The following is a 21232-nucleotide window of genomic DNA, read 5'->3' on the forward strand; positions in this document are numbered from 1 at the left end:
CTCATTTTGTCATCAGCTTAACTCATTTCGATCACTTTGCATCTGCAAACCGACAGATTCACTGTTCATACTGTGCCCAAACCATTTCAGGATGTTGGTCATGATCATTCGCCCCATTGCGCCTTCCGATCTGGACACGCTGTACCAGATCGCCATCGAGTCCGGACCGGGGTTCACCTCCCTGATGCCGGACCGCGACGCGCTTGCGCGCAAGATTGAGCACTCCATGGCCAGTTTCCGCCGGGCGGTTTCAGAGCCCGGCGACGAACACTACCTGTTCGTACTGGAAGACGAGGACACCGGAGACATACTGGGTACCACCGGCATTGAAGCCTCGGCCGGTCACACCAAACCGCTCTACCATTTCCATCGCAATACCGTGACCCACCATTCCCGCGATCTGGGTCTTCGGCGGAGCGTGGAAACCCTGACCCGGTGCAACCACTATTCCGGATGTTCCGAAATCTGTTCACTCTACCTGCGACCGGAGTTCCGACGCGCCAACGCCGGCAAACTGCTGTCGAGGGTTCGCTTCCTGTTCATGGCGCTGCACCCCGAGCGTTTCTCCGACACAGTGATTGCCGAAATGCGCGGTGTATCAGACGCTTCGGGCCAGTCCCCTTTCTGGAACTGGCTGAAAGCCCACTTTGTCGACATGGAATTCGCCTCGGCCACCAGCCTCGTTGGCTCCGGCTATACCGACTTCATTGAAGAGCTCATGCCCGCGCATCCGCTGTATACCTGCCTGATGAGTCCCGAGGCACGGGCCGTGATCAGCCAGGTGCACGAGCACACTCGCCCGGCCCTGCACATGCTGGAGGCCGAAGGCTTTCGCCATAAGGGGTTGGTGGATCTGTTCGACGCGGGCCCCACGGTGGAATGCCTGCTGTCCGAGATCCGCAGCGTGCGGGAGGCCCGGGACTGGCAGGTTCAGGTGGACACAGGTCCGGCCAGCCAGTTCCAGAAACGGTCCCGTGAACCAATTGCCACACCGCTGCTGATCACCAATACTGGAACGGCAGGCTTCCGGGCCACGGTCGTGACCGACGCCAGCATGCACGGCACCCATACACTTTGCCTGAGCCCGGAACAGGCGCGCGGACTGGCCCTTGAGCAGGGCGGAACCTGCCAGGCCCTGCCCCTGACCCGTTCGCGGCACAATGCAACGGCAGACCTTAACCCCACTCGTCCGGAGATCCATTATGCACACTGACCGCGATTCCCTGTTCCAACAACTCTGGCAAAGCTACCGGGAGGTCACGCCGTCGGCTGAGGAGATTCATCGCATCCTGGGCGCCGAGGAAGGTCAGGCCATCGTGAACGATCACATCGCCCTGCGGACGTTCAACCTGCCGCCGGTCGGCCTCGACGCGCTCGCAGAGCATTTCCTGAGCCTGGGTTACCGCCAGGGTGGCGAGTACCACTTTGACGCAAAAAAACTCTATGCCCGGCATTATGAGCACCCGGATCCGAACGCGCCCAAGGTATTCATTTCCGAGCTGCTGGTCGAGCAGTGCTCCCCGGCGCTGCAGGCGACGGTCAAGGACCTGGTCGCCCAGGTGTCGCCCGAAAGCGTGACCGCGGATAATTTCCTCTACTCCGGCCGACACTGGGAGGTCGATTACCAGACCTACCGGGCCCTGCTGGAGGAAAGCGAATACGCGGCCTGGATGGCGGCCTGGGGCTATCGGGCCAACCATTTCACGGTCAGCATCAATCACCTTACCCAGTTCCATACCGTGCCGGAAATCAACCAGTTGCTGAAGGATCACGGATACACCGTCAACGCCTCCGGCGGTGAGGTCAAAGGCTCCCCGGATGACCTTCTGGAGCAGTCCTCCACCATGGCGGACCGCATGCCTGTTCGCTTCTCGGACCGGGAGGAGACCATCCCCAGCTGCTTCTACGAGTTTGCTCTGCGCTACCCGAAACCGGACGGTACGTTATACAGCGGATTCGTTGCCGCCTCGGCCGACAAGATCTTCGAAAGTACCAACGCCGCCGGGTGACCCCCCGGCTCGGGAGGGCGGGTGGTTCACGACCACCCCTGCTCTCCCAGCAGCGGCACAAACCTGACATCCCCCAGGTTTTCACTGCGGAATTCGGTGTCCGATATCCGGGTAACCCGCTGCAGTGACTGCACGGTGTGCACCGATCCCACCGGGATCACCAGGTGGCCACCGATACTCAGTTGCTGTTTGAGGGTCTCCGGCACCACGGGAGCACCCGCCGCCACGCAGATACCATCGAAGGGCGCCTGCTCCGGCCACCCCAGGGTGCCGTCGCCGCAGCGCACCACCACGTTGTCATACCCCTCGGCCGACAGGGTTTCCGCAGCGTGGTCCGCCAACTCCGGAATGCGCTCGATGCTGAACACCCTGTCGGCAATCGAGGCGAGCACTGCCGCTGCGTACCCCGAACCAGTACCGATATCCAGAACCACGTCCCCACCCTTCAGATCGAGCGCATCCGCCATCAATGCGACAATATAGGGCTGGGAAATCGTCTGCCCGGATCCGATGGGTAATGGCCCGTCGTCGTAGGCACTGTCAATCAGGGTTCGGGTGACAAATTTTTCCCGGGGAACCCGCCTCATCGCCTCGATAACCAGCGGTGAAGAAATCCCCCGCCCGATGATCTGGTTCTCCACCATCCAGGCCCGACGCGACGCAAAATCCCTCTGCTCGTTCATGATCCCTCCTCCCCGACCGGCTCACTTACCGGTCGTTACAAAGCGGTAACCTTTTTACAACGGCGCCTCTCGGCACGTCTGACTATTTTCTAGTCACGGCCAACCGAAACACAACCGTTCGGTGCCTCAAAACAACAACAATCGGGGCAGTCGGAACCCGCTGCAGAAGTTCCGCTGTCGAGGAGAAATCAATGTCTGCATCCGTCAATCACCTCGAAGAGCGGACCCAGGATTCGTCCGAGCTGCTCGAACACATCATTCCGTCCGCGATAACACTTGCGATGATGCTGCGCCACAAAAAGATGGCGGCCTGGCTGCGCGCGGAGTTTGATGGCTATCAGGACAAGGAAATGGCACCGCCGTTTCGACACGGCCTGCACGGCCATATCGTGGCGCGGTCGCCTCAATATGGCTGGATTCCTGCGCCGGTTAACGACCAGCAAAAGCAGGAATACGGTGACCTGGATCTGCTTGAGGGCGCCAAGGCCCTGGAGAAGATCTGCGTGAACAGCAAAAAAGGCGACGGCAATCGGGTATTGCTCAGCCCGGAAGACATGGTGGTTCTCCAAAAGCAGATCAACCTGAGCGCGGAACTGGCGATCAATCTCAGCCGGGACCAGTACTGCAAGCTGCTGCGAACCATTCGGGGAGCCATCTATCTGTACGCCGGGGCCTTGATAGCCAAGGGCCTGGCTGGCGAGCACAACCACTACAGCCCGGACGAGCGGGCGCTGGTGGCCGATCTTGACGATCCGGAGCGGTTCTGGCGCCAGGCCATGGATGAGCTGGACAGCCTGCCGGTTGCGGATGTGAAACCCGCCGGGTTTCTGGAGCGGGTGTTCGGGCGGGCCAGCTAAACCGCCCGTCCATCACCCGAGCACGCTCACCATGCCGATGCTGCTGACAATCAGCAGCACGGTACCCAGAACCCGGAAAAAGACCGGCGTTTCAGCCCTCAGTATACGGTCGTGTGCCCGGAGCCCGATAACGTGGCCCACCGCAGCGCAGGGAAGCAACCACACGTGATGAATCAATTGAAGGTCAACGCCTGCCCACACGAAGGCCCCCATCTTGATCAGCACCAGAATAAACCAGAGCGCGAAAAGCGTATCCCGCAGCTTTTCCTTCGGCAGGTGCTGTGCCGCTACCGCAATGATCAGTGGCGCCCCGATCAGGGACGTTCCGCTGATGTAACCACCGACCATCAGGAACAGCGCGTCCACCGTCTTGCTGCCACTGCGGAACGGTTTGTTGACGATGTAAGACACCGAGTACAGGGCCACGATCACGAAGATGATGGCACTGAGAACATCACCGGGCATGGTGATCAGGCCGAAAACCCCAATCAGCTTGGGCACGATCATGATGGCCAGGATGCGCCACAAATACTGCCAGTCCACGGTACCTTCGGTGACGGCAGCAGCCACCCCGGATCCGTCGGATCCGGGCGCTGACCGCTTCCGGTTGTTCAACCAGATGGTCAGTGACGAGAACACCAGAAGATGCACGGCGATGATCGGCAGGAATACCAGCGGCTCGTCCAGCACCAGCAGCAGGAAAGGCAACGACAGTACCGCACCGCCGAAGCCGAGGCCTGAGCGGACAAATCCGCTCCAGATAAAGATCAGAGCGATCAGAACGTACTGGAAAAGACTGAGATCAGACATAGCGCCCTTTTTTCTGAATGAATGCTCCAGTTCTGTCCCGGGGAGCCGATAACATCCTTAACCCGATGCGCCGGACAAACAAAAAAAACCGGAGGACCGTGATGTCCCTGTCCTGGAAACAGAAATTTTCATTGCTGATTGCGGCCACCTTCGTTGGCTTGGCCATCGCCATGCTGGCCTCACTGAGCGGACTGAGCAAAGTGTCCGAGGCCTACGAGGCTCGCGGTGAGGCGCGGGCCTACGGCGCATCCTCGCTGGGCCTGCTCAATGACTGGCTGGCCCTGGAGCGCCTCAGTGAGGACCTGACGCCTGACCGTGTGGCCGCGTTTCAGGACGAACTCGAAGCACTGACCGGACAGGCCGACCAGCTGACAGAGTTCGCGCAGCACTTGCCCGACGGTGCCGGCATGGAAAAGACCGCCGCCCGGGTGCGCGACAAGGTTCAGGAGTATACAGAACTCCGGCACGAATGGCTGGCGGCAAGCCAGACACTCGGCCTAACCAGCGACGAGGGGCTGAAAGCCACCCTGTCGGGATACGTCGATAACGACCTTCGCCAGATCAGCATTTCCATTTTCAATGACGACATCAACGTCATTGCCTCCAATTACCGGGACTACCTGGACACCTTTGACGCCGCCTACGCCGAACGGACCCGGGAAGCCGTCGTCCGAATGCAGAGCGTGGTCCGGGAGATGGACTGGCAGGACATCGACATCGGCCAGGCGGTGCAGGGCCTGGCCGATGCCTTTGCCGAGGCGGAGAACGTCATCGGCGGCCTCGCCCAGCTTGAAACCCGGCTGGCCGCCAGCGGGACAGCACTCAGGGCGCTGATCGACCAACAGAACGAAGCCCTCGATAACGGCTTGATCCCGGCCACCAGCGAACAGGCCGAGGAAGCCCGCACTGCCTCCACCTGGCTGATCGTGGCCACATCGGTCGCCGTTCTGGTGGTGCTGATCCTCACGCTCACCGGTGCCTCACGCACACTCGTCAGACGCCTGAACGAAGTGGTTTCCCTGTTGAGCCAGGTGGCAGCCGGGGATCTCAGCCAGCGCCTGGACCCGGGCAAGAATCCCAAGGATGAGTTCAACCGCCTCGGCGCAGCCACCAACAAGATGCTGGACGATGTCTCGACGGTGATCGGCCAGGTGCTGGAAGGTAACAAGTCACTGGCCAGCCTGCAGGCTGAACTCGACGCCCTGATCGGGCAGATGGGCCGAAACGGCGAACAGGTGGAAGACGAAACCGAGCAGACCGCCACCGCCGTTCAGGAAATCTCCCACACCGCGATCGACATCGCCCAGTACACCCAGTCGGTCAATGCCGCCACCCAGAGTGCGAACGGCGCCGCCCAATCCGGTGCCCAGGTGATCAAGCGCAGCGCCGACAGCATGAGCGCCCTCGCCGCCCGGATCCAGGAATCCCACGACCAGATTGGCCAGCTCAGCAAGACCGGGGAAAAGGTCAATTCCATTGTTGATGTGATCAACGGCCTCGCCGAGCAAACCAACCTGCTCGCCCTGAATGCGGCCATTGAAGCCGCACGGGCCGGCGAGGCTGGCCGTGGCTTCTCGGTTGTGGCCGACGAGGTCCGGTCACTGGCGGAGAAAACCGTTTCGGCCACCAACGGCATCGCCGGAATCGTAGACTCCCTGAACCGGGAAACCGCCGCCATTACCACGATGATGAAGCAGGGCCTGGAATCGGCGAGCGAGGGCGAAAAGAGCGCCGGGGAAGCTGCCCGGGCCATCGACCAGATAACCGGGTCGATCAACCAGCTGGCCGGCGATATGAACCAGGTGGTGTCGTCGGTGGAAGGCATTTCCACCACCACGGAGGAAATTGCCCAGAAGGTAGAGCAGATCCACGGACACACCCGGGAAACCGCGGACATCCGGCTCCAGCTCAACCGGCACATTGACCGACTATCCTCCCAGACCGCCGCCCTGACCGAGGTCTCACAACGGTTCCGGCTCTAGGCCTGCTCCGTGCAGCGGCTACCCTTGCATCCATCAGGCGGCAGGGGTAGCATACCAAATACTGTACATTTAAACAGTATTGGTGTCCTCGATGAAAACCCGCGCAACCGGCCTCAATCCCCACAACCGCTTCCAGACAATTGTCACCGACCGCGACGTGGACGATGGCTGGCATCACGCGCCGGAAGACGACCTTAACCCGGATTCCCTCGCCACCGAGGTTGTCAACGAAACGGTCCGGTCGATCATCAGCCGCAACACGTCACCGGACGTGCCCTTCGATCAGTCCATCAACCCCTACCGTGGCTGCGAGCATGCTTGCATCTACTGTTTTGCCCGCCCGACCCATGCCTACTGGGACATGTCGCCGGGACTGGATTTCGAAACCCGCCTGATTGCCAAGCCCAATGCCGCCCGGAAACTGCGGGAGGAACTGGACAAACCCGGCTATCGCGTATCGCCCATTGCCCTGGGCGTCAACACGGATGCCTACCAACCCCTGGAGCGCAGTCGCCGAATCACCCGCGAATTGCTCGAGGTGTTGCTGGAATATCGCCACCCGGTCTCCATCATCACCAAGGGGGCGCTGATTCTCAGGGATCTGGATCTGTTGTCGGAACTTGCCCGCCAGTGCCTGTGCTCGGTCCGCGTCAGCCTGACCACCCTCAGCAACGACCTGAAACGCCGCATGGAACCGCGCACCGCAGCTCCGGCAACGCGGCTTAGAATGATCGAGCAGCTCGCCGGGGCGGGCATTCCAACCGGCATCATTCTGGGGCCGGTGATCCCGTTCGTGAATGACCAGGAAATCGAGGCTATCCTGACCGCAGCGGCCGCCGCCGGGGCCACCCGAGCCAGTTGGATCATGCTGCGCTTACCCCTGGAGCTGGATGAACTCTTCCAGGACTGGCTACACAGGCATTTTCCGCAGCGCGCGGAGCACGTCATGAACCGGATCCGCGATTTGCGGGGCGGCAAGAGCTACGACGCCACCTTCGGGCGCCGGATGACCGGCACCGGTCCCTATTCGGACCTTATCCGTCAGCGATTTACCAGGAAGGCCCGGCAGCTGGGACTGAACCTGCACGAGGAAGAGCCGTTGCGGAACGATCTTTTCCAGCGACCTGCCGGGGAACAAATGGGACTCTGGTAGCGTCGAAACGTGTGTGCCCAGTCTTCCGCTGAGGCACTTCATGGACGTTCCGGAGAAACGCAATGCCTGGATCAAGGACTGTCGCAAGCAGGATGCTTTTGGTCATTGCCCTTGGCGCCACAACCGTTTTCTCCGGAACCGCGGATGCCGACGAGGCCATTGCCGAACGGGTCGAGGCGCTCGGTGCCGGTTTCCCGGTCGAGGTGCTCGGCGTTCCCCTGCTCGCGCGGCAGGCGCTGCTGGATTTCTACCGGGCCACCGGGTACGAGCGGGCCTGGCAATCCCCGGACCATCGCCAGCAACTGATCAGCGCCGTTGAAACGGCCGTTCAGGATGGCCTGGACCCCGAGGATTATCATTCGGAGGTGCTCTACGACCTGGCACATCGTACCCTGCCCGAGCTTTCCCGCGAGTTGCAGGCCGACATGGACTTACTCCTCTCCGATGCCTTCATGCTCCTTGGGTCCCACCTGCTTGATGGCAAGGTCAACCCGAAAACCCTGCAAGCGGAATGGACGGCCAATCGTCGACAACGGCGGCTGGACACCCTACTCAAAACGGCGCTGAGCAGCGGCGACATTGCCGGAACACTGCAATCACTGCGCCCAAACCACTCCGGATACCAGGGGTTGGTCCGGGCCCGCCAAACAATGACCAGGCTCCTTGGCCAGCCCTGGCTGCCCATTGCCGGCGGCCCGGTCATTGGTCCCGGCGACCGGGACGATCGGATGCCGGAAATACGCCGTCGGTTAACAGCCCTGGGCGACCTGCCCGACTACCAACTGGCGTCGGACCTCCGGCATTACAGTGGCGAACTCGAAGTGGTTGTGCCGGCGTTCCAGGCCCGCCACGGACTCGAACCGGACGGCCTCATCGGCCGACAGACGTTGGCCGCCCTCAACCTGTTGCCCGTTGAACGGATACGGCGGATTGATGCGTCGCTGGAACGTTGGCGCTGGCTTCCGGAATCGCTTGGTGACCGGTTTGTCCTGGTCAACATCGCCGGCTACGAACTCAATCTGATCGACAATGGTCGCCTCCGGCTGCACCGACGGGTCATCGTCGGCCAGCCCTACCGACAAACGCCGGTCTTCAGTGATCGAATCCGGTACCTGGTCCTGAACCCCGCCTGGACGGTACCCCGGACCTTGATGATTGAGGATCATCTTCCCCGGATCCTCCGCGACCCCGACTACCTTGAGCGCCTGAACATACAGGTGTACCAGGGCTGGGGCACCGACCGCCAGCGGGTGGATCCCGCCACGGTTGACTGGGCCTCGTTATCCGGCGATTACTTTCCCTACCAGCTGGTACAGGCGCCGGGGCCGAACAACGCACTGGGCCGGATCAAGTTCATGTTTCCCAACCCGTACGACATCTACCTGCACGACACACCGTCGCAATCCCTGTTCGGTCGCCTTGGCCGTTCTTTCAGCGCCGGCTGCATTCGTGTGGAAGACCCTTTTCCACTGGCGGAGCAACTGCTGTCCGGGCATCCAGAGTGGAGCCTGGACCGGATTCTAGACGCCGCAGAGTCTTCCGAAACCCGGACCATAGTGTTACCACAGCCCATCCCCGTGTACATTCAATACTGGACAGCCTGGGTGGATGAGCACGGCGGTCTCCAGCTTCGCGATGACATCTATAATCGTGATAACCGCCTTATAAACCGTCTTCGCGAAACGCCCTCGGGGGATGCCGGGCGAATGACGCCGACGGCGGTTTTGCACAGGACGTCCGCAAGCACCAGAAGCCAGGAGCAGCCATGAAACGCCTCTTCGCCGCACTGATATCGATCCTCGCCCTCGCCGGGTGCGAGTCGCTTCCCGATAAGCAGGAGGGTGCCGCCCGCAACGTCGTGTTCCTGAGTGCCCAGCACTGTCTGAGCGAATTCCTGGAGGATCTCGACAAGAACCATTACGGGCCGTGCCTGAAAATCACCGGAGTGGAGGGAAATCCGCCGCAAGTCCGGGAAGACGGTTTCATAGAATTACCGGTCGCCACCCCCCTGACCCTGGCAACCAGCTGCGTGTATCGACACGCTGACGGCTCTCCAATTCCACAGACCATGGAAACGGTCGACTACACGGTGACCGAACGGACGTTTACCAAAGCCGGCCAACGCTGGTACCTTCACGCCCATAAACAGGCACGGGGCGTGATTGGCTGTGAGCCCACGCTGTCGCGATCGACATACCCGACCTACGAGACGGATTGAATCTTACCGGGACAGGAAACCAGCCTTTGGAGGCAAGCCCCCCGTTACAGCGCCCCACCCCGGTCAAAGGGGACCAATGCCTGTCTTTGTCAGACGGGCGACGTCTGGCCTATACCGACCTGGGCGATCCGGCCGGCTATCCGCTGATCTTCGGCCACGGCATGCCCGGTTGTCGACTGGAGGGTCGGTTCCTGCACGAACGGGCGCGGCGTCACGGCTTCAGGTTACTCACACCGGACCGGCCGGGCATTGGTGCGTCGGACTACCAACCCGGGCGAACGCTACTCCATTATCCGGACGACATCCGCCAGCTGGCTGACCACCTTGCCCTGGACCGCTTCAGCCATCTGGGCTGGTCCAGCGGCGGTTCGCGCACCCTGGCCTGCTGCTATGGACTCGGCCACCGGGTCGATCTCGGCGTCTGTCTGTCCGGCTACACCCATTTTTCCGAATACCCGGGTGCGCAGAACCTGATCGAAGCGACCCGCTGGCCCGGTCCCAGGCTGGCCCGGCACAGCCCCGGGCTAACCCGGCTGGTGGTCAGACTGGTCGTCTGGCTGTCGCAGCGGCATCCTGGCCTGTACCTGCGCGAAGCCGAACAACTGGTCAGCGAAGAGGACCGGAATCTGCTTCGTTTCTTTCTCAAGGGCGAGTCCTTTCGGCGCGACCAGCTGATGTGCCTTGCCAGTGGAGGCCGGGCAATTGCCACCGATCTGATGACCGAGCTGGAGGACTGGGGCTTCCGGCTCGCCGACATTACCACCCCGATCCTGGTTTACCAGGGCGAACAGGATCCTTTCATACCGGTGGACTACGCGCGCCACCTCGCTGACAATCTGCCCCACGCCGAACTGACCCTGCTGCCGGGTGCAGGTCACCTGTACCCGCTGGCGGAGCAGTTCCAGGACCCATTGTTCCTGCGGATACGGCAGCACCTGAACCACACCACTTTCGCAACGGAGGCCTGACACCATGACCAACCGCGTCGACATTCACTATTGCACAGGCTGTCGCTGGCTCCTGCGTTCAGCCTGGATGGCGCAGGAACTGCTCACCACCTTTGAAGGCGAATTGAACGAACTCACCCTGCACCCGGGTACCGGTGGTATTTTCGAGGTTTGGGTCAATGGCCGCCGCATCTGGTCCCGCAAGGAGCAGCAGGGGTTTCCGGAAATCACCAAACTCAAGCAACTGGTCCGGGATGAAATCGATCCGGACCGTTCACTGGGCCACACCGACCGCTAACCGAAAGGTGATCTCAGACCGGTTCAAAATTTCTGACCGGATTCATCGGAAGAATCCACTTTCAACCTGAACTGCCAGCACCGACCATGCGTACTTGAACATTCAATCAAGAATGGGAGGAACGACATGAGCGACGTCATGCAGAGCACTCGCTTTACCGACCTGACACTGGCCAATCGATTCGCACTGGCACCCATGACGCGGACCAGCGCCGAACCGGACGGCACCCCGAATGAGCTGATGGCCGACCATTACGAGGCCTACGCCAGAGGCGGCTTTGGCCTGCTGATCACCGAGGGCACCTACACCGACGATGACGCCAGTCAGGGCTACGCGAACCAGCCCGGTATCATCAACGACGCGCAGCGGGACGGCTGGAAAGCCATCGTCGACCGTGTCCACGCCGCGGGCAGCAAGATTTTCGTTCAGCTCATGCACGCCGGCGCTCAGTTCCAGGCCAGCCACTACACCGATCAGCCCAAGGCGCCGAGCGCGGTCTTGCCCAAAGGTGAACCGCTCAGCTTTTACGGTGATCAGACCGCATGGCAGACGCCCGCCGTCATGACCCAGGCCGACATCAAGGCGGCGATTCGTGGCTTTGTCCAATCGGCTGAGAACGCCAAGGCCGCCGGGTTCGACGGCATTGAGCTCCACGGTGCCAACGGGTACCTGCTGAATCAGTTCCTGAGCACCCACTTCAACCACCGTGAAGACGAGTACGGCGGCTCGCTCGAGAATCGCCTGCGGATCGTGGTCGAGACCATCAAAGCCGTGCGGGATGCCGTGGGCAACGAGTTCACACTCGGCATTCGACTGTCCCAGGGTACCGTGACCGATCCGGACTACCAGCTTCCGGAGGGCGAATCCGGCTTCCGCCAGATTGTCGAGGCGGTGCGGGACGCTGGTGCGGATTTCATCCACACCACGGACGGAGACGTACGCCGGGCCGCCTTCATTGAGGGTGAGAAATCCCTTGCCGATGTCGTCCGTGATGTGGCGGGCGTGGCGCTGATCATCAATGGCGGCATTGATGAAAACAGCCACCCGGACCTTGCCGCGCAGTATCCGGAGGCACTCCTGGCCGTCGGCAAAAAAGCCCTGGCCAATCCCGACTTTGTCCAGAGGCTCAAAGATGGCAAAGAGATCGACGATCTGGACTTCGCCATGCTGCAGCCCAAGGCTACCCTCCAGAACGAGCTGGAATGGCGCCGTAAACAAGCCGCCTGAATCGGCCATCAGACCCGGGAGAATGAATGAGCACGGACATCAGCATTGTCTGGCTGGGCACGCTGGCGAGCCTTCTGGCCGGCCTGGCCAGCGGCCTCGGCGCGCTGGCCGTGTTCTTTCTCCGGACCCTGACCGACCGGCTTCAGGACAGCATGCTGGCCGGAGCGGCCGGCGTGATGCTGGCCGCCTCGTTCTTCTCGTTACTGCTTCCGGGACTGGAGTATGGCGAGGATCTGATCGGAACAACCTGGGGCGCGGCCCTGTTCGTGATCCTTGGCGTCCTGTCCGGCGCCGGGGCGTTGTTCTATATCCATCAGAAGCTGCCCCACGAACACTTCAATCTGGGCCTGGAAGGGCCCAACCCCGCGCACATCCGGCGGATCTGGCTGTTCATTATTGCCATTACCCTGCATAACTTTCCCGAGGGCATGGCGGTCGGCGTCGGTTTCGCCGGCGGCGATGTGCGCAATGGCTATGTGCTGGCCACGGGCATCGGTATCCAGAACATACCCGAAGGCCTCGCCGTTGCCTTCTCGTTACTGGCAATCAACTATTCACGGATCAAGGCATTCGGGATTGCACTGCTGACTGGCCTGGCCGAACCCGTTGGCGGGCTGTTCGGGGCCACTCTGGTGTGGCTCGCCGAGCCCATCATGCCGTGGACGCTCGGGTTCGCCGCGGGCGCCATGCTGTTTATCATCAGCAACGAGATCATCCCCGAAACCCACCGGAACTCTTACAAAACCCTGGCCACCTTCTCACTGCTGGCCGGCTTCGTGGTCATGATGTTCCTCGACGCGACGCTGGGCTGAGCCTCCCGGAGCCGGGGCATCAAACAACCAGACCCCGGCGAGCGCCTCCAGCGCTTCGGCGATCACCGGTTCGGCTTCCCGGTCTCGACGCCAGATGAAACTCAATGCACACGGCAGGCGGACTCCGCTAACCACCACCAGCCCACGCTCCTGACGCTCGGCCATGGCCAGGGCATCCCGGGCCAGGCTCAGCCCCACGCCAGCCCGAACCAGATCGAGCATGCAGGCTTCCTGATCGACCTGGGCAACGCCATGGGGCACCAGACCCAGCGGCTCCGTCACGTTGGCCAGCAGCCGGTTATGCACCGAATCCGGCGGCGTGACGATCCACGGCAATTGCGCCAGGCTTGCCCAGCGTGTGTCCGCCACTCGGTTCGCCCACCCCGGAGGCGCAACCACATGGTAGTCGAACAGGGCCAGCTCCCGATGCGCCAGCTCCGGCAAGGCGGGACCGGTTCCCGGGGGCGCCAGAAAATAGCCCACGTCCAGCTTGCCGGACCGGACCTGTTCCAGAACGCTGCCACTCATGCCCTGGTGCAGCTCCGTCTCCAGCTGGGGAGCCCGGGCGACCAACCGGTTCAGGAACGCCCCCAGGCGAATGAATTCCGGGTCCACAATCGTTCCGATCCGCAGTCGACCCCGTACGGTGCTGTGAAGCGCCCGGGCACTCTGTTCAAAAGCGGCCAGTCCCGCCAGTGCCTTTTCCGCCATCGGCAACAGACTCTGGCCGTCCTCGGTCAGGACCAGGCCCTGGGGCTTGCGCCGGAACAGCTTCAACCCCAAATCGTCCTGTAACTGCTTGAGTTTCAGGCTGACCGCCGGCTGGGTCAGATGAAGCCGTTCGGCCGCCCGGGAGACACTGCCCTCACGGGCCACCGTAACGAACGCTCGTAACCCTTGAAGATGCTGCATCAGGGACACCTCGATGAACACAATATAAGCATTACTTATATCATGGTTTTGAATTTCTCAATTGCTTCGTTGCCCAACTGGCACTAATTTACTTGTTTAATTCTTCATCAATAAGCCCCAATACCAGAAACCACCGTTCCTGAAGAAACCGACGAACAACCAGACCAGAACAGAAACGAGGCCACCATGAGCAATCCAACGATCCAGCATTATATCAATGGGCAAATGTCAGACGGCACGTCGGGACAGAGCCAGGACGTTTTCAACCCGGCCACCGGCAAGGTGACCGGGCAGGTTGCTCTCGCCAACCGGGAGGATGTCGAGCAGGCAGTGGCCGCCGCCAACGCCGCCTTTCCCAGCTGGGCCGACACGCCGCCCATCCGTCGGGCCCGCGTCATGTTCAAGTTTCTTGAACTGCTCAACCAGCACAAGGATGCCCTCGCCGAGGCCATCACCCGCGAACACGGCAAGGTCTTTACCGATGCCCAGGGTGAAGTCGCCCGCGGTATCGACATTGTCGAATTTGCCTGTGGCATCCCGCAGCTGTTGAAAGGCGACTACACCGAACAGGTCAGCACCGGTATCGACAACTGGACCACCCGTCAGCCGCTGGGCGTGGTTGCCGGCATTACCCCGTTCAATTTCCCGGCAATGGTGCCCATGTGGATGTTTCCGGTGGCGATTGCCGCGGGCAACACCTTCATCCTCAAGCCCAGCCCGATCGACCCCAGCGCGTCCCTGATGATTGCGGACCTGCTCAAGCAGGCAGGCCTGCCCGACGGCGTGTTCAACGTGGTACAGGGTGACAAGACGGCCGTGGAGGCCCTGATCGAGCATCCGGACGTGATGGCGCTGAGTTTTGTCGGGTCCACACCCATTGCCAACCTGATCTATGAGAACGGCGCCCGTCACGGCAAGCGCATCCAGGCATTGGGCGGCGCCAAGAACCACATGGTGGTGATGCCCGACGCCGACCTGGATAAAGCCGTGGACGCCCTGATCGGGGCCGCCTATGGCAGCGCTGGCGAGCGCTGCATGGCGATCAGCGTGGCGGTACTGGTGGGCGATGTTGCCGACAAGATCATGCCGCGCCTGGCCGAGCGGGCTAAGGCCCTGAAGGTCAAGGACGGCATGGAACTGGATGCCGAGATGGGGCCGATCGTCAGCGCCGCCGCGCACCAGCGCATTACCGGCTACATTGAGAAAGGCGTGGCAGAAGGCGCCGAACTGGTTGTCGATGGCCGCGAATTCAACAGCGCCAGCACCGGCGAGGGATGCGATGAGGGGTTCTGGATGGGCGGCAGCCTGTTTGACCATGTCTCCCCCGAGATGACCATTTACAAAGAAGAGATCTTCGGACCGGTTCTGGCCTGTGTTCGGGTGCCCGACATTGCCACGGCGATCCGGCTGATCAACGACCACGAGTTCGGCAACGGCGTCAGCTGTTTCACCGAAAGCGGCAGTGTGGCCCGTGAGTTCGGACGCCGCATCCAGATTGGCATGGTCGGCATCAACGTGCCCATCCCGGTCCCCATGGCCTGGCACGGGTTCGGTGGCTGGAAGCGCTCGATGTTTGGCGACACCCACGCCTACGGCGAGGAAGGCGTGCGCTTCTACACCCGGCAGAAATCCATCATGCAACGCTGGTCCGACTCCATTGATGCCGGCGCTGAATTTGTGATGCCCACGGCCAAGTAACGCCGCGGCCTCTACCGTTAAGACAGAATTCGGAGAAAGCCATGTCCGACAACAAGAACGCACAGGGACAGCTTGAGTTCGACTACATCGTGGTGGGTGCCGGCTCCGCCGGCTGCCTGCTGGCCAACCGTCTGAGCGCAGATCCCAACAACCGGGTTCTCTTGATCGAAGCGGGTGGCCGGGATAACTACCACTGGATTCACATTCCGGTGGGTTACCTCTATTGCATCGACAATCCGCGCACCGACTGGTGTTTCCGCACCGATCCGACGCCAGGACTCAATGGCCGCACGCTGATCTACCCCCGGGGCAAGACCCTCGGTGGTTGCTCCAGCATCAACGGCATGCTGTACATCCGCGGTCAGGCCCGGGATTACGATCAATGGGCTGAGATCACCGGCGAAGACGCCTGGACCTGGAATAATTGCCTGCCGGATTTCATGCGGCACGAGGATCACTATCGCCTCGACGACGGTGGCGACGCCGATCCGGACCATCGAAAATACCACGGCCACGGCGGGGAATGGCGCATTGAGCACCAGCGTCTGAAATGGAAGGTCCTCGAGGACTTTGCCGAAGCCTGTGTTCAGGCCGGCATCCCCCGCACCCGGGACTTCAACCGGGGTGATAACGAGGGCGTTGATTATTTCGAGGTCAACCAGCGTTCCGGTTGGCGCTGGAACACCTCCAAGGCCTTTCTCCGGGAGGCCGAAAAGCGCCCCAACCTGACCCTGTGGCACTCCACCCACGTGCTCGGCCTGGACATGTCCGATGGTGGCGATGAACCCCGCTGCACCGGGGTCCGGGTTGATCGGCCCGGCGAAGGCGAGATCGCAGCCCGGGCAAGCCGGGAGGTCATTCTGTCTGCCGGCGCCATTGGTTCGCCCCAACTGCTGCAGCTATCCGGCATTGGGCCGGCTGGCCTGTTGAAAGCGCACGACATACCGGTGGTGGCCGACTTGCCGGGGGTGGGCGAGAACCTACAGGACCACCTGCAGATTCGCTCGATCTACAAAGTCCACGGCGCCACCACCCTGAACACCATGGCCAATTCGCTGGCGGGCAAGGCCCGTATCGGCCTGGAATACCTGTTGACCCGGTCTGGCCCCATGAGCATGGCGCCGTCCCAGCTGTGCCTGTTTACCCGCAGCTCCGAGGAATTCGAGCACGCCAACATCGAGTACCACGTCCAGCCATTGAGCCTGGACGCCTTCGGGCAACCCCTGCACAACTTCCCGGCGATCACCGCCAGCGTGTGCAACCTCAACCCGACCAGCCGCGGCACCGTGCGCATTCGCAGCCGGGATCCGAAACAGGCGCCCGCCATTGCCCCCAATTACCTGAGTACGCCGGAAGACCGCAAGGTGGCGGCGGATTCGCTCCGGGTGACCCGGCGCATCGCCGAGCAGGAAGCCTTTGCCCGGTACCAGCCCGAGGAGTTCAAACCCGGCCTGCAATATCAGACCGACGACGAACTGGCCAAGCTGGCGGGCGACATCGGCACCACCATCTTCCACCCGGTCGGCACCACTCGTATGGGCCGGTCGGACGACGAATTGGCGGTAGTCGATCCCCACCTGAAAGTCCGGGGCGTAAGCGGCCTGAGGGTGGTTGATGCGGGCGTTATGCCGACGATTACCAGCGGCAACACCAACTCCCCCACCCTGATGATTGCTGAAAAGGCGGCGGGCTGGATTCTGGCCGGAGAGTAGTTCCGGCTCAGTGCGCCAGTGCGACGATGTCCGGGTACTCACGGGTCTGCGTGCCCTGCCCGGTCATTCGCTCGGGGGTCAACGCACACACCTCGTTGACCATGGCCCGGGCCACGGTAGCCGCCGGCACACCCCGGAATTTCTCCAGCGGGCCTATGAGCGCCCGGTTGACCAGGGGCATCAGTTTGATGCCCAGGGCTTCGGCGGTGCGCTGCTCCTGCCTGTCGCCCAGTAACAGGCTCGGATGATAGATCGACAGGTAGGGGTAACCCAACCCGCGCACGGCGTCTTCCAGCTCCCCCTTCACTCGATTGTAGAAGATGGTTGAATCGGACGAGGCCGCAATGGCGGACATCAGGATGAAAGCACGGACGTCGGCCGACCGGCCCAGTTCCGCGGTTTTCAGGCAATAGCCGTAATCCACCTTTCGAAACTGTTCCCGGGATCCGGCTTTCTTGATGGTGGAGCCAAGACAGCAGACGATGGCATCGACGCTGAACAACCCGGACGACGCCTCCAGGTTGTCAAAATTGACCTCGTGTTCCGTCAGTTTGGGGTGAACCCTGTCGGTCTTTCGCCGTACCAGGGTGACCACTGCCTCGACTTCAGGGCGAGCCAGCAACCCCTCAACGACTTTGGCGCCGGTCAGTCCGGTTGCCCCTACTACCATTACCTTCAAAGCCTTATCTCCTCCGCAGTCTCTGATGCCAGTCTCTCACAATGCCGGGCGCACTGCCTTTAAATCAGCACGGCGCATTCCAGAAAGCGAGCCCGTCGGGCAGATAAAAAAGCACCGGGCAAGGCCCGGTGCAAGACTGACAACAGATCGTCAGGTGGGAGCATGCCGTTGAGGCCTCAATCGCTGACCGGGCTCTCCTTCATGGCGGAGTTCATGCGGCGCCTCAGGATCGGACCGATCAGGTACGGCAGCACCAGTCCAAGGCCGGCAACCAGCCACAGCCCCATCGCCAGCGGACTGGCCCAGAGAATACTCCAGTCGCCATCGGACAACACCAGCGCGTGCCCCAGGTTCTTCTCCATCTCTGGCCCCAGCAGCAGCCCCAGAATGATCGGCACCAGGGGTATTTCCAGCTTGCGCAGAAAATAGCCGGCCACACCAAAGGCGATCATGAAGTACAGATCAAACGTGCTGTGACTGATGGAGTAGATGCCAACGAACGCCACCATCGTGACGATCGGCAGCAGGAACATCGGCGGCACCGACAGCAGCTTGACGAAAAAGCCCACCAGCGGGATGTTCAGCACCAGCAGCAGCACATTGCCGATCAGCAGCGCGGCGATCACGCCCCAGACAATGTCGGCGTTCTGGGTGAACATCAGCGGTCCCGGGGTGATGTTGAGGGAAATCAGCATCGCCAGCAGTACCGCCGTGGTGCCACTTCCCGGCACGCCCAGGGTGAGCATCGGCACCAGCGCACCAGACGACGCGCCGTTGTTGCCGGCTTCAGGCGCAACCACGCCCCGGATGTCACCTTCACCGAAGCGACCTTTCTTGCCCAGTATCTGTTTTTCCAGGGTGTAGCTGATAAAGCTGCCCAACGAAGCCCCGGCGCCCGGCAGGACACCGGAAATGAAGCCAAGCACCCCGCCGCGTAGCTGGGTCGGGATGGTGGTGACGAACTCCTTGAAGCTGAGGGTCAGTTTGCCCACGTTCACTTTCTCGCGGCCCTTGCCCATGCGGGACTCGACAAAAAACAGCAGCTCAGAGATGGCGAACAGGCCGACGATCGCCAGGATAAAGTCAATGCCCTCGTACAGCTCAAGGATCCCGAAGGTATAGCGCTGTGTACCCGTGGAAATATCGATTCCGACCGTGGAGATCATGATGCCCAGCGTTGCGGCAATCACCGTTTTCATAGGGTTCTTGCCGGTGATTCCGCCCAGGGTCGCAAACGCCAGCAGGAACAGCGCAAAGTACTCCGCCGGTCCGAAAGTCAGCGCGAATCGCGCCAGTACCGGCGCCAGCATGATCAGGCCGATGGTGCCAATCAGGCCACCGGCGAACGAGGCGATGGCGGATACCGCCAGGGCATCGGCCGCGCGCCCTTTCTGCGCCATCGGGTACCCGTCAAGGCAGGTCATCATCGCCGGTTCATCGCCGGGAATGTTGAGCAGGATCGAGGAGATCCGGCCACCGTACATCGCCCCCGCGTAGACCGAGGTCAGCAGGATCATGGCGGTTTCCGGCGGCAGGCCCAGGGTGAACGCCAGCGGAATCAGGATCGCGACACCGTTGGCCGGCCCGAGGCCCGGCAAACAGCCGATCAGGGTACCGACGAAGGCGCCGAACAGGGCAAACATCAGGTTGTACGGCGTCAATGCCACCGCGAACCCGTCCATCAAAAAGCCCAGGGTTTCCATCAGTGCACCTCCAGCAAGCCAGCCGGCAAGCTCAGGGACAGGCCGTAGTTAAACAGAACAAATACCACCACCGCACTGGCCAGCCCGGTCACGAAGGCGCGGCGGGGCGCCGCCCCCATCCGCCAGCTCAGGGTGCCCACGGCCAGGGTCGTCGCGACGACAAAGCCCAGCGGCTCCAGCAGGAAGGCGTACACCACCAGCACCAGCAACGACACCACCAGTTCCAGCGCGGACTTGCGGACCGGCCACTGGGCGTCCGGATCTGGCCGGATCATCAGGTAAAGGCTGCCCGCCACGAGCACCACCGAAAGAATGGTGGGAAAGGTTTCCGGGCCAACGCCCTCCGCCCCACCAAACGGCTCGGGCCACTGTTGCGCGGCCCAGCCGTAGGCAACGGCGAGGACCAGCAGGCCCAGTCCGAGAACGCGATCACCGAAGCCCGTCATTTCAACAGCCCGATTTCGCGAGAGAGGTTTTCAATGTCCTGAACCTGGTTCCGCACGAAGGCGTCAAACTCGCCCGCCGACGGATGGAACGGAATCAGACCATTGCTCTTCATGACCTTTTTCCATTCGGCGCTGGCGTAGAGTGTGTCCACCGCCTCGGTCCAGTATTGCTTCGCTTCGGGTGACGCGTCCTTGGGCATGTAGAAGCCGCGCCAGTTTGGTCCCAGGGCGTCCACCCCCTGCTCCCGGGCTGTGGGGATGTCGCTGAACCGTCCGGGCAGACGCTCTTCCGCAAGCACGGCGAGCACGCGCAGATCGCCGGAGTCCATGAACCCGGTGACCTCGGAAATGTCGCCGGTAAACGCGGTGACCTGGCCGCCGACCACCTGGGTCATCGCCTCACCACCGTTGTTGTAGGACAGGTAGGGAATCTTTGGCAGGTTTCCGGCGCCCGCGGCTTTCGCGGTGATCAGGACTTTGAGGTGATCCCAGCCACCCCGGGCACTGCCCCCGGCAAACTTGACCGATTTCGGATTGGCCTTGATGGCGTCCATCAGCTGGTTCAGGTTCTGGTACTCGGAGTTGCTGCTGACGGCAATAATGCCGTAATCGGCGCCCAGGGCTCCAACCCAGTTCACCATGCCGGCGTCCATGCCCGGGAACTGCTTCTGGGCCAGGCGCGTGGTGGTGGCGGTTGAGGCTGCCACCAACAGCTTGCTGTCGTCAGCGCGCTTGCTGACGGTGTGCGCGTAGGCTACACCACCACCGGCGCCAGCCATATTCACGGTCTGCACACTGCCGTCGATCAGCCCCAGTTCCTGCATGACGTTACCGGCACTTCGGCAGGTGAAGTCCCAGCCGCCGCCGGGATCCGACGGTGCAATGCATTCCACTTTTCCGGAGGGCTGCCAGGCCATGGCAGACATACTGACGGCGGTCGCCGCCACGAAAGACAGGGTTCGCTTGATAAACATGGTTGTCACCTCTCACTTGTTTTTGTGATCGCTCCTGAGGTCTGGCCCGTTGTTGGCAGGGCTCGCGGAACGACTGCAAAACAGGTTAAAAGCTGACCACCACGTCCTGAAG

Annotated in this window: 20 protein-coding genes; 13 read left to right on the forward strand and 7 right to left on the reverse strand. The window is 61.8% G+C overall.

Features of this window, described 5'->3' with window-relative positions; all coding sequences use genetic code 11:
- Nucleotides 1–100 precede the first annotated feature (100 nt).
- Both astA and KXD86_RS06080 read left to right on the forward strand, forming a co-directional pair.
- Nucleotides 101–1213 carry an arginine N-succinyltransferase gene (gene astA / locus KXD86_RS06075; protein WP_218635159.1) on the forward strand — a complete coding sequence of 371 codons (1113 nt, stop codon included), beginning with the start codon at nt 101–103 and terminating at the stop codon, nt 1211–1213.
- A complete protein-coding gene (locus KXD86_RS06080) occupies nt 1203–2009 on the forward strand; it encodes a DUF1338 domain-containing protein (RefSeq protein WP_218635160.1) in 807 nt (268 codons plus the stop codon). The genes astA and KXD86_RS06080 overlap by 11 nt, the downstream gene beginning before the upstream one ends.
- 26 nt (nt 2010–2035) lie before the next feature.
- On the opposite strand, the gene KXD86_RS06085 is transcribed toward KXD86_RS06080, so the two are convergent.
- Nucleotides 2036–2692 carry a protein-L-isoaspartate(D-aspartate) O-methyltransferase gene (locus KXD86_RS06085; RefSeq protein ID WP_218635161.1) on the reverse strand — a complete coding sequence of 219 codons (657 nt, stop codon included), beginning with the start codon at nt 2690–2692 and terminating at the stop codon, nt 2036–2038.
- A 191-nt stretch (nt 2693–2883) separates the two neighbouring features.
- On the opposite strand from KXD86_RS06085, the gene KXD86_RS06090 reads away from it, so the two are divergent.
- A complete protein-coding gene (locus KXD86_RS06090) occupies nt 2884–3549 on the forward strand; it encodes an AbiTii domain-containing protein (protein ID WP_218635162.1) in 666 nt (221 codons plus the stop codon).
- Between the two features lie 12 nt (nt 3550–3561).
- Here the strand turns inward: KXD86_RS06090 and KXD86_RS06095 are convergent, their stop codons facing one another.
- Nucleotides 3562–4359, reverse strand: coding sequence for a TSUP family transporter (locus KXD86_RS06095; protein WP_218635163.1), 798 nt, complete (start codon nt 4357–4359; stop codon nt 3562–3564).
- Between the two features lie 101 nt (nt 4360–4460).
- Between KXD86_RS06095 and KXD86_RS06100 the strand changes: the two genes are divergently transcribed.
- The 8 genes from KXD86_RS06100 to KXD86_RS06135 all read left to right on the forward strand — a co-directional run bounded on the left by KXD86_RS06100 (nt 4461) and on the right by KXD86_RS06135 (nt 12996).
- Entirely contained in the window at nt 4461–6341 is a 1881-nt protein-coding gene (locus KXD86_RS06100; protein ID WP_218635164.1) for a methyl-accepting chemotaxis protein, read from the forward strand.
- Between the two features lie 91 nt (nt 6342–6432).
- Entirely contained in the window at nt 6433–7494 is a 1062-nt protein-coding gene (locus KXD86_RS06105) for a PA0069 family radical SAM protein (RefSeq protein ID WP_218635165.1), read from the forward strand.
- 62 nt (nt 7495–7556) lie between these two features.
- Complete coding sequence (locus KXD86_RS06110) at nt 7557–9263, forward strand: L,D-transpeptidase family protein (RefSeq protein WP_228739330.1); 1707 nt, start codon at nt 7557–7559, stop codon at nt 9261–9263.
- Nucleotides 9260–9712: a hypothetical protein gene (locus KXD86_RS06115; protein ID WP_218635166.1), complete on the forward strand. Its 453-nt coding sequence runs from the start codon at nt 9260–9262 to the stop codon at nt 9710–9712. The genes KXD86_RS06110 and KXD86_RS06115 overlap by 4 nt, the downstream gene beginning before the upstream one ends.
- 26 nt (nt 9713–9738) lie before the next feature.
- On the forward strand, nt 9739–10680 hold the full coding sequence (locus tag KXD86_RS06120) for an alpha/beta fold hydrolase (RefSeq protein ID WP_228739331.1): 942 nt from the start codon (nt 9739–9741) through the stop codon (nt 10678–10680).
- A gap of 4 nt (nt 10681–10684) precedes the next feature.
- Nucleotides 10685–10957 (forward strand): Rdx family protein, encoded by a 273-nt coding sequence (locus tag KXD86_RS06125; protein WP_218635167.1) that lies wholly within the window; start codon nt 10685–10687, stop codon nt 10955–10957.
- 126 nt (nt 10958–11083) lie between these two features.
- Nucleotides 11084–12184, forward strand: coding sequence for an oxidoreductase (locus KXD86_RS06130; protein ID WP_218635168.1), 1101 nt, complete (start codon nt 11084–11086; stop codon nt 12182–12184).
- A gap of 26 nt (nt 12185–12210) precedes the next feature.
- A complete protein-coding gene (locus KXD86_RS06135) occupies nt 12211–12996 on the forward strand; it encodes a ZIP family metal transporter (protein WP_218635169.1) in 786 nt (261 codons plus the stop codon).
- Here the strand turns inward: KXD86_RS06135 and KXD86_RS06140 are convergent.
- Complete coding sequence (locus KXD86_RS06140; protein ID WP_218635170.1) at nt 12943–13908, reverse strand: LysR family transcriptional regulator; 966 nt, start codon at nt 13906–13908, stop codon at nt 12943–12945. The two genes, KXD86_RS06135 and KXD86_RS06140, sit on opposite strands and share 54 nt — an antisense overlap.
- A gap of 186 nt (nt 13909–14094) precedes the next feature.
- Between KXD86_RS06140 and KXD86_RS06145 the strand changes: the two genes are divergently transcribed.
- Together KXD86_RS06145 and KXD86_RS06150 are read left to right on the forward strand one after the other, a co-directional pair.
- Entirely contained in the window at nt 14095–15606 is a 1512-nt protein-coding gene (locus KXD86_RS06145; protein WP_218635171.1) for a CoA-acylating methylmalonate-semialdehyde dehydrogenase, read from the forward strand.
- Nucleotides 15607–15647: 41 nt separating this feature from the next.
- Complete coding sequence (locus KXD86_RS06150) at nt 15648–17318, forward strand: GMC family oxidoreductase (protein ID WP_218635172.1); 1671 nt, start codon at nt 15648–15650, stop codon at nt 17316–17318.
- Between the two features lie 7 nt (nt 17319–17325).
- Here the strand turns inward: KXD86_RS06150 and KXD86_RS06155 are convergent, their stop codons facing one another.
- The 4 genes from KXD86_RS06155 to KXD86_RS06170 form a co-directional block, all read right to left on the reverse strand.
- Complete coding sequence (locus KXD86_RS06155; protein ID WP_228739483.1) at nt 17326–17988, reverse strand: NAD-dependent epimerase/dehydratase family protein; 663 nt, start codon at nt 17986–17988, stop codon at nt 17326–17328.
- A gap of 185 nt (nt 17989–18173) precedes the next feature.
- Nucleotides 18174–19700, reverse strand: a complete 1527-nt coding sequence (locus KXD86_RS06160; RefSeq protein ID WP_218635174.1) for a tripartite tricarboxylate transporter permease — start codon at nt 19698–19700, stop codon at nt 18174–18176.
- Nucleotides 19700–20146 (reverse strand): tripartite tricarboxylate transporter TctB family protein, encoded by a 447-nt coding sequence (locus KXD86_RS06165; protein WP_218635175.1) that lies wholly within the window; start codon nt 20144–20146, stop codon nt 19700–19702. The genes KXD86_RS06160 and KXD86_RS06165 overlap by 1 nt, the downstream gene beginning before the upstream one ends.
- On the reverse strand, nt 20143–21120 hold the full coding sequence (locus KXD86_RS06170; RefSeq protein ID WP_218635176.1) for a Bug family tripartite tricarboxylate transporter substrate binding protein: 978 nt from the start codon (nt 21118–21120) through the stop codon (nt 20143–20145). The genes KXD86_RS06165 and KXD86_RS06170 overlap by 4 nt, the downstream gene beginning before the upstream one ends.
- Between the last annotated feature and the right edge of the window lie 112 nt (nt 21121–21232).

The sequence above is a fragment of the Marinobacter arenosus genome, assembly GCF_019264345.1.
Lineage (GTDB): Bacteria > Pseudomonadota > Gammaproteobacteria > Pseudomonadales > Oleiphilaceae > Marinobacter > Marinobacter arenosus.

What these genes read in the sequence shown, in the direction of transcription:
- KXD86_RS06135 (WP_218635169.1), top strand. Translation starts at nt 12,211, where the DNA reads ATGAGCACGGACATCAGCATTGTCTGGCTGGGCACGCTGGCGAGCCTT.
- KXD86_RS06165 (WP_218635175.1), bottom strand. Translation starts at nt 20,146, where the DNA reads ATGACGGGCTTCGGTGATCGCGTTCTCGGACTGGGCCTGCTGGTCCTC.
- KXD86_RS06110 (WP_228739330.1), top strand. Translation starts at nt 7,557, where the DNA reads ATGCCTGGATCAAGGACTGTCGCAAGCAGGATGCTTTTGGTCATTGCC.
- KXD86_RS06170 (WP_218635176.1), bottom strand. Translation starts at nt 21,120, where the DNA reads ATGTTTATCAAGCGAACCCTGTCTTTCGTGGCGGCGACCGCCGTCAGT.
- KXD86_RS06125 (WP_218635167.1), top strand. Translation starts at nt 10,685, where the DNA reads ATGACCAACCGCGTCGACATTCACTATTGCACAGGCTGTCGCTGGCTC.
- KXD86_RS06150 (WP_218635172.1), top strand. Translation starts at nt 15,648, where the DNA reads ATGTCCGACAACAAGAACGCACAGGGACAGCTTGAGTTCGACTACATC.
- KXD86_RS06090 (WP_218635162.1), top strand. Translation starts at nt 2,884, where the DNA reads ATGTCTGCATCCGTCAATCACCTCGAAGAGCGGACCCAGGATTCGTCC.
- KXD86_RS06100 (WP_218635164.1), top strand. Translation starts at nt 4,461, where the DNA reads ATGTCCCTGTCCTGGAAACAGAAATTTTCATTGCTGATTGCGGCCACC.
- KXD86_RS06080 (WP_218635160.1), top strand. Translation starts at nt 1,203, where the DNA reads ATGCACACTGACCGCGATTCCCTGTTCCAACAACTCTGGCAAAGCTAC.
- KXD86_RS06155 (WP_228739483.1), bottom strand. Translation starts at nt 17,988, where the DNA reads ATGGTAGTAGGGGCAACCGGACTGACCGGCGCCAAAGTCGTTGAGGGG.
- astA (WP_218635159.1), top strand. Translation starts at nt 101, where the DNA reads ATGATCATTCGCCCCATTGCGCCTTCCGATCTGGACACGCTGTACCAG.
- KXD86_RS06145 (WP_218635171.1), top strand. Translation starts at nt 14,095, where the DNA reads ATGAGCAATCCAACGATCCAGCATTATATCAATGGGCAAATGTCAGAC.
- KXD86_RS06095 (WP_218635163.1), bottom strand. Translation starts at nt 4,359, where the DNA reads ATGTCTGATCTCAGTCTTTTCCAGTACGTTCTGATCGCTCTGATCTTT.
- KXD86_RS06105 (WP_218635165.1), top strand. Translation starts at nt 6,433, where the DNA reads ATGAAAACCCGCGCAACCGGCCTCAATCCCCACAACCGCTTCCAGACA.
- KXD86_RS06085 (WP_218635161.1), bottom strand. Translation starts at nt 2,692, where the DNA reads ATGAACGAGCAGAGGGATTTTGCGTCGCGTCGGGCCTGGATGGTGGAG.
- KXD86_RS06115 (WP_218635166.1), top strand. Translation starts at nt 9,260, where the DNA reads ATGAAACGCCTCTTCGCCGCACTGATATCGATCCTCGCCCTCGCCGGG.
- KXD86_RS06160 (WP_218635174.1), bottom strand. Translation starts at nt 19,700, where the DNA reads ATGGAAACCCTGGGCTTTTTGATGGACGGGTTCGCGGTGGCATTGACG.
- KXD86_RS06140 (WP_218635170.1), bottom strand. Translation starts at nt 13,908, where the DNA reads ATGCAGCATCTTCAAGGGTTACGAGCGTTCGTTACGGTGGCCCGTGAG.
- KXD86_RS06130 (WP_218635168.1), top strand. Translation starts at nt 11,084, where the DNA reads ATGAGCGACGTCATGCAGAGCACTCGCTTTACCGACCTGACACTGGCC.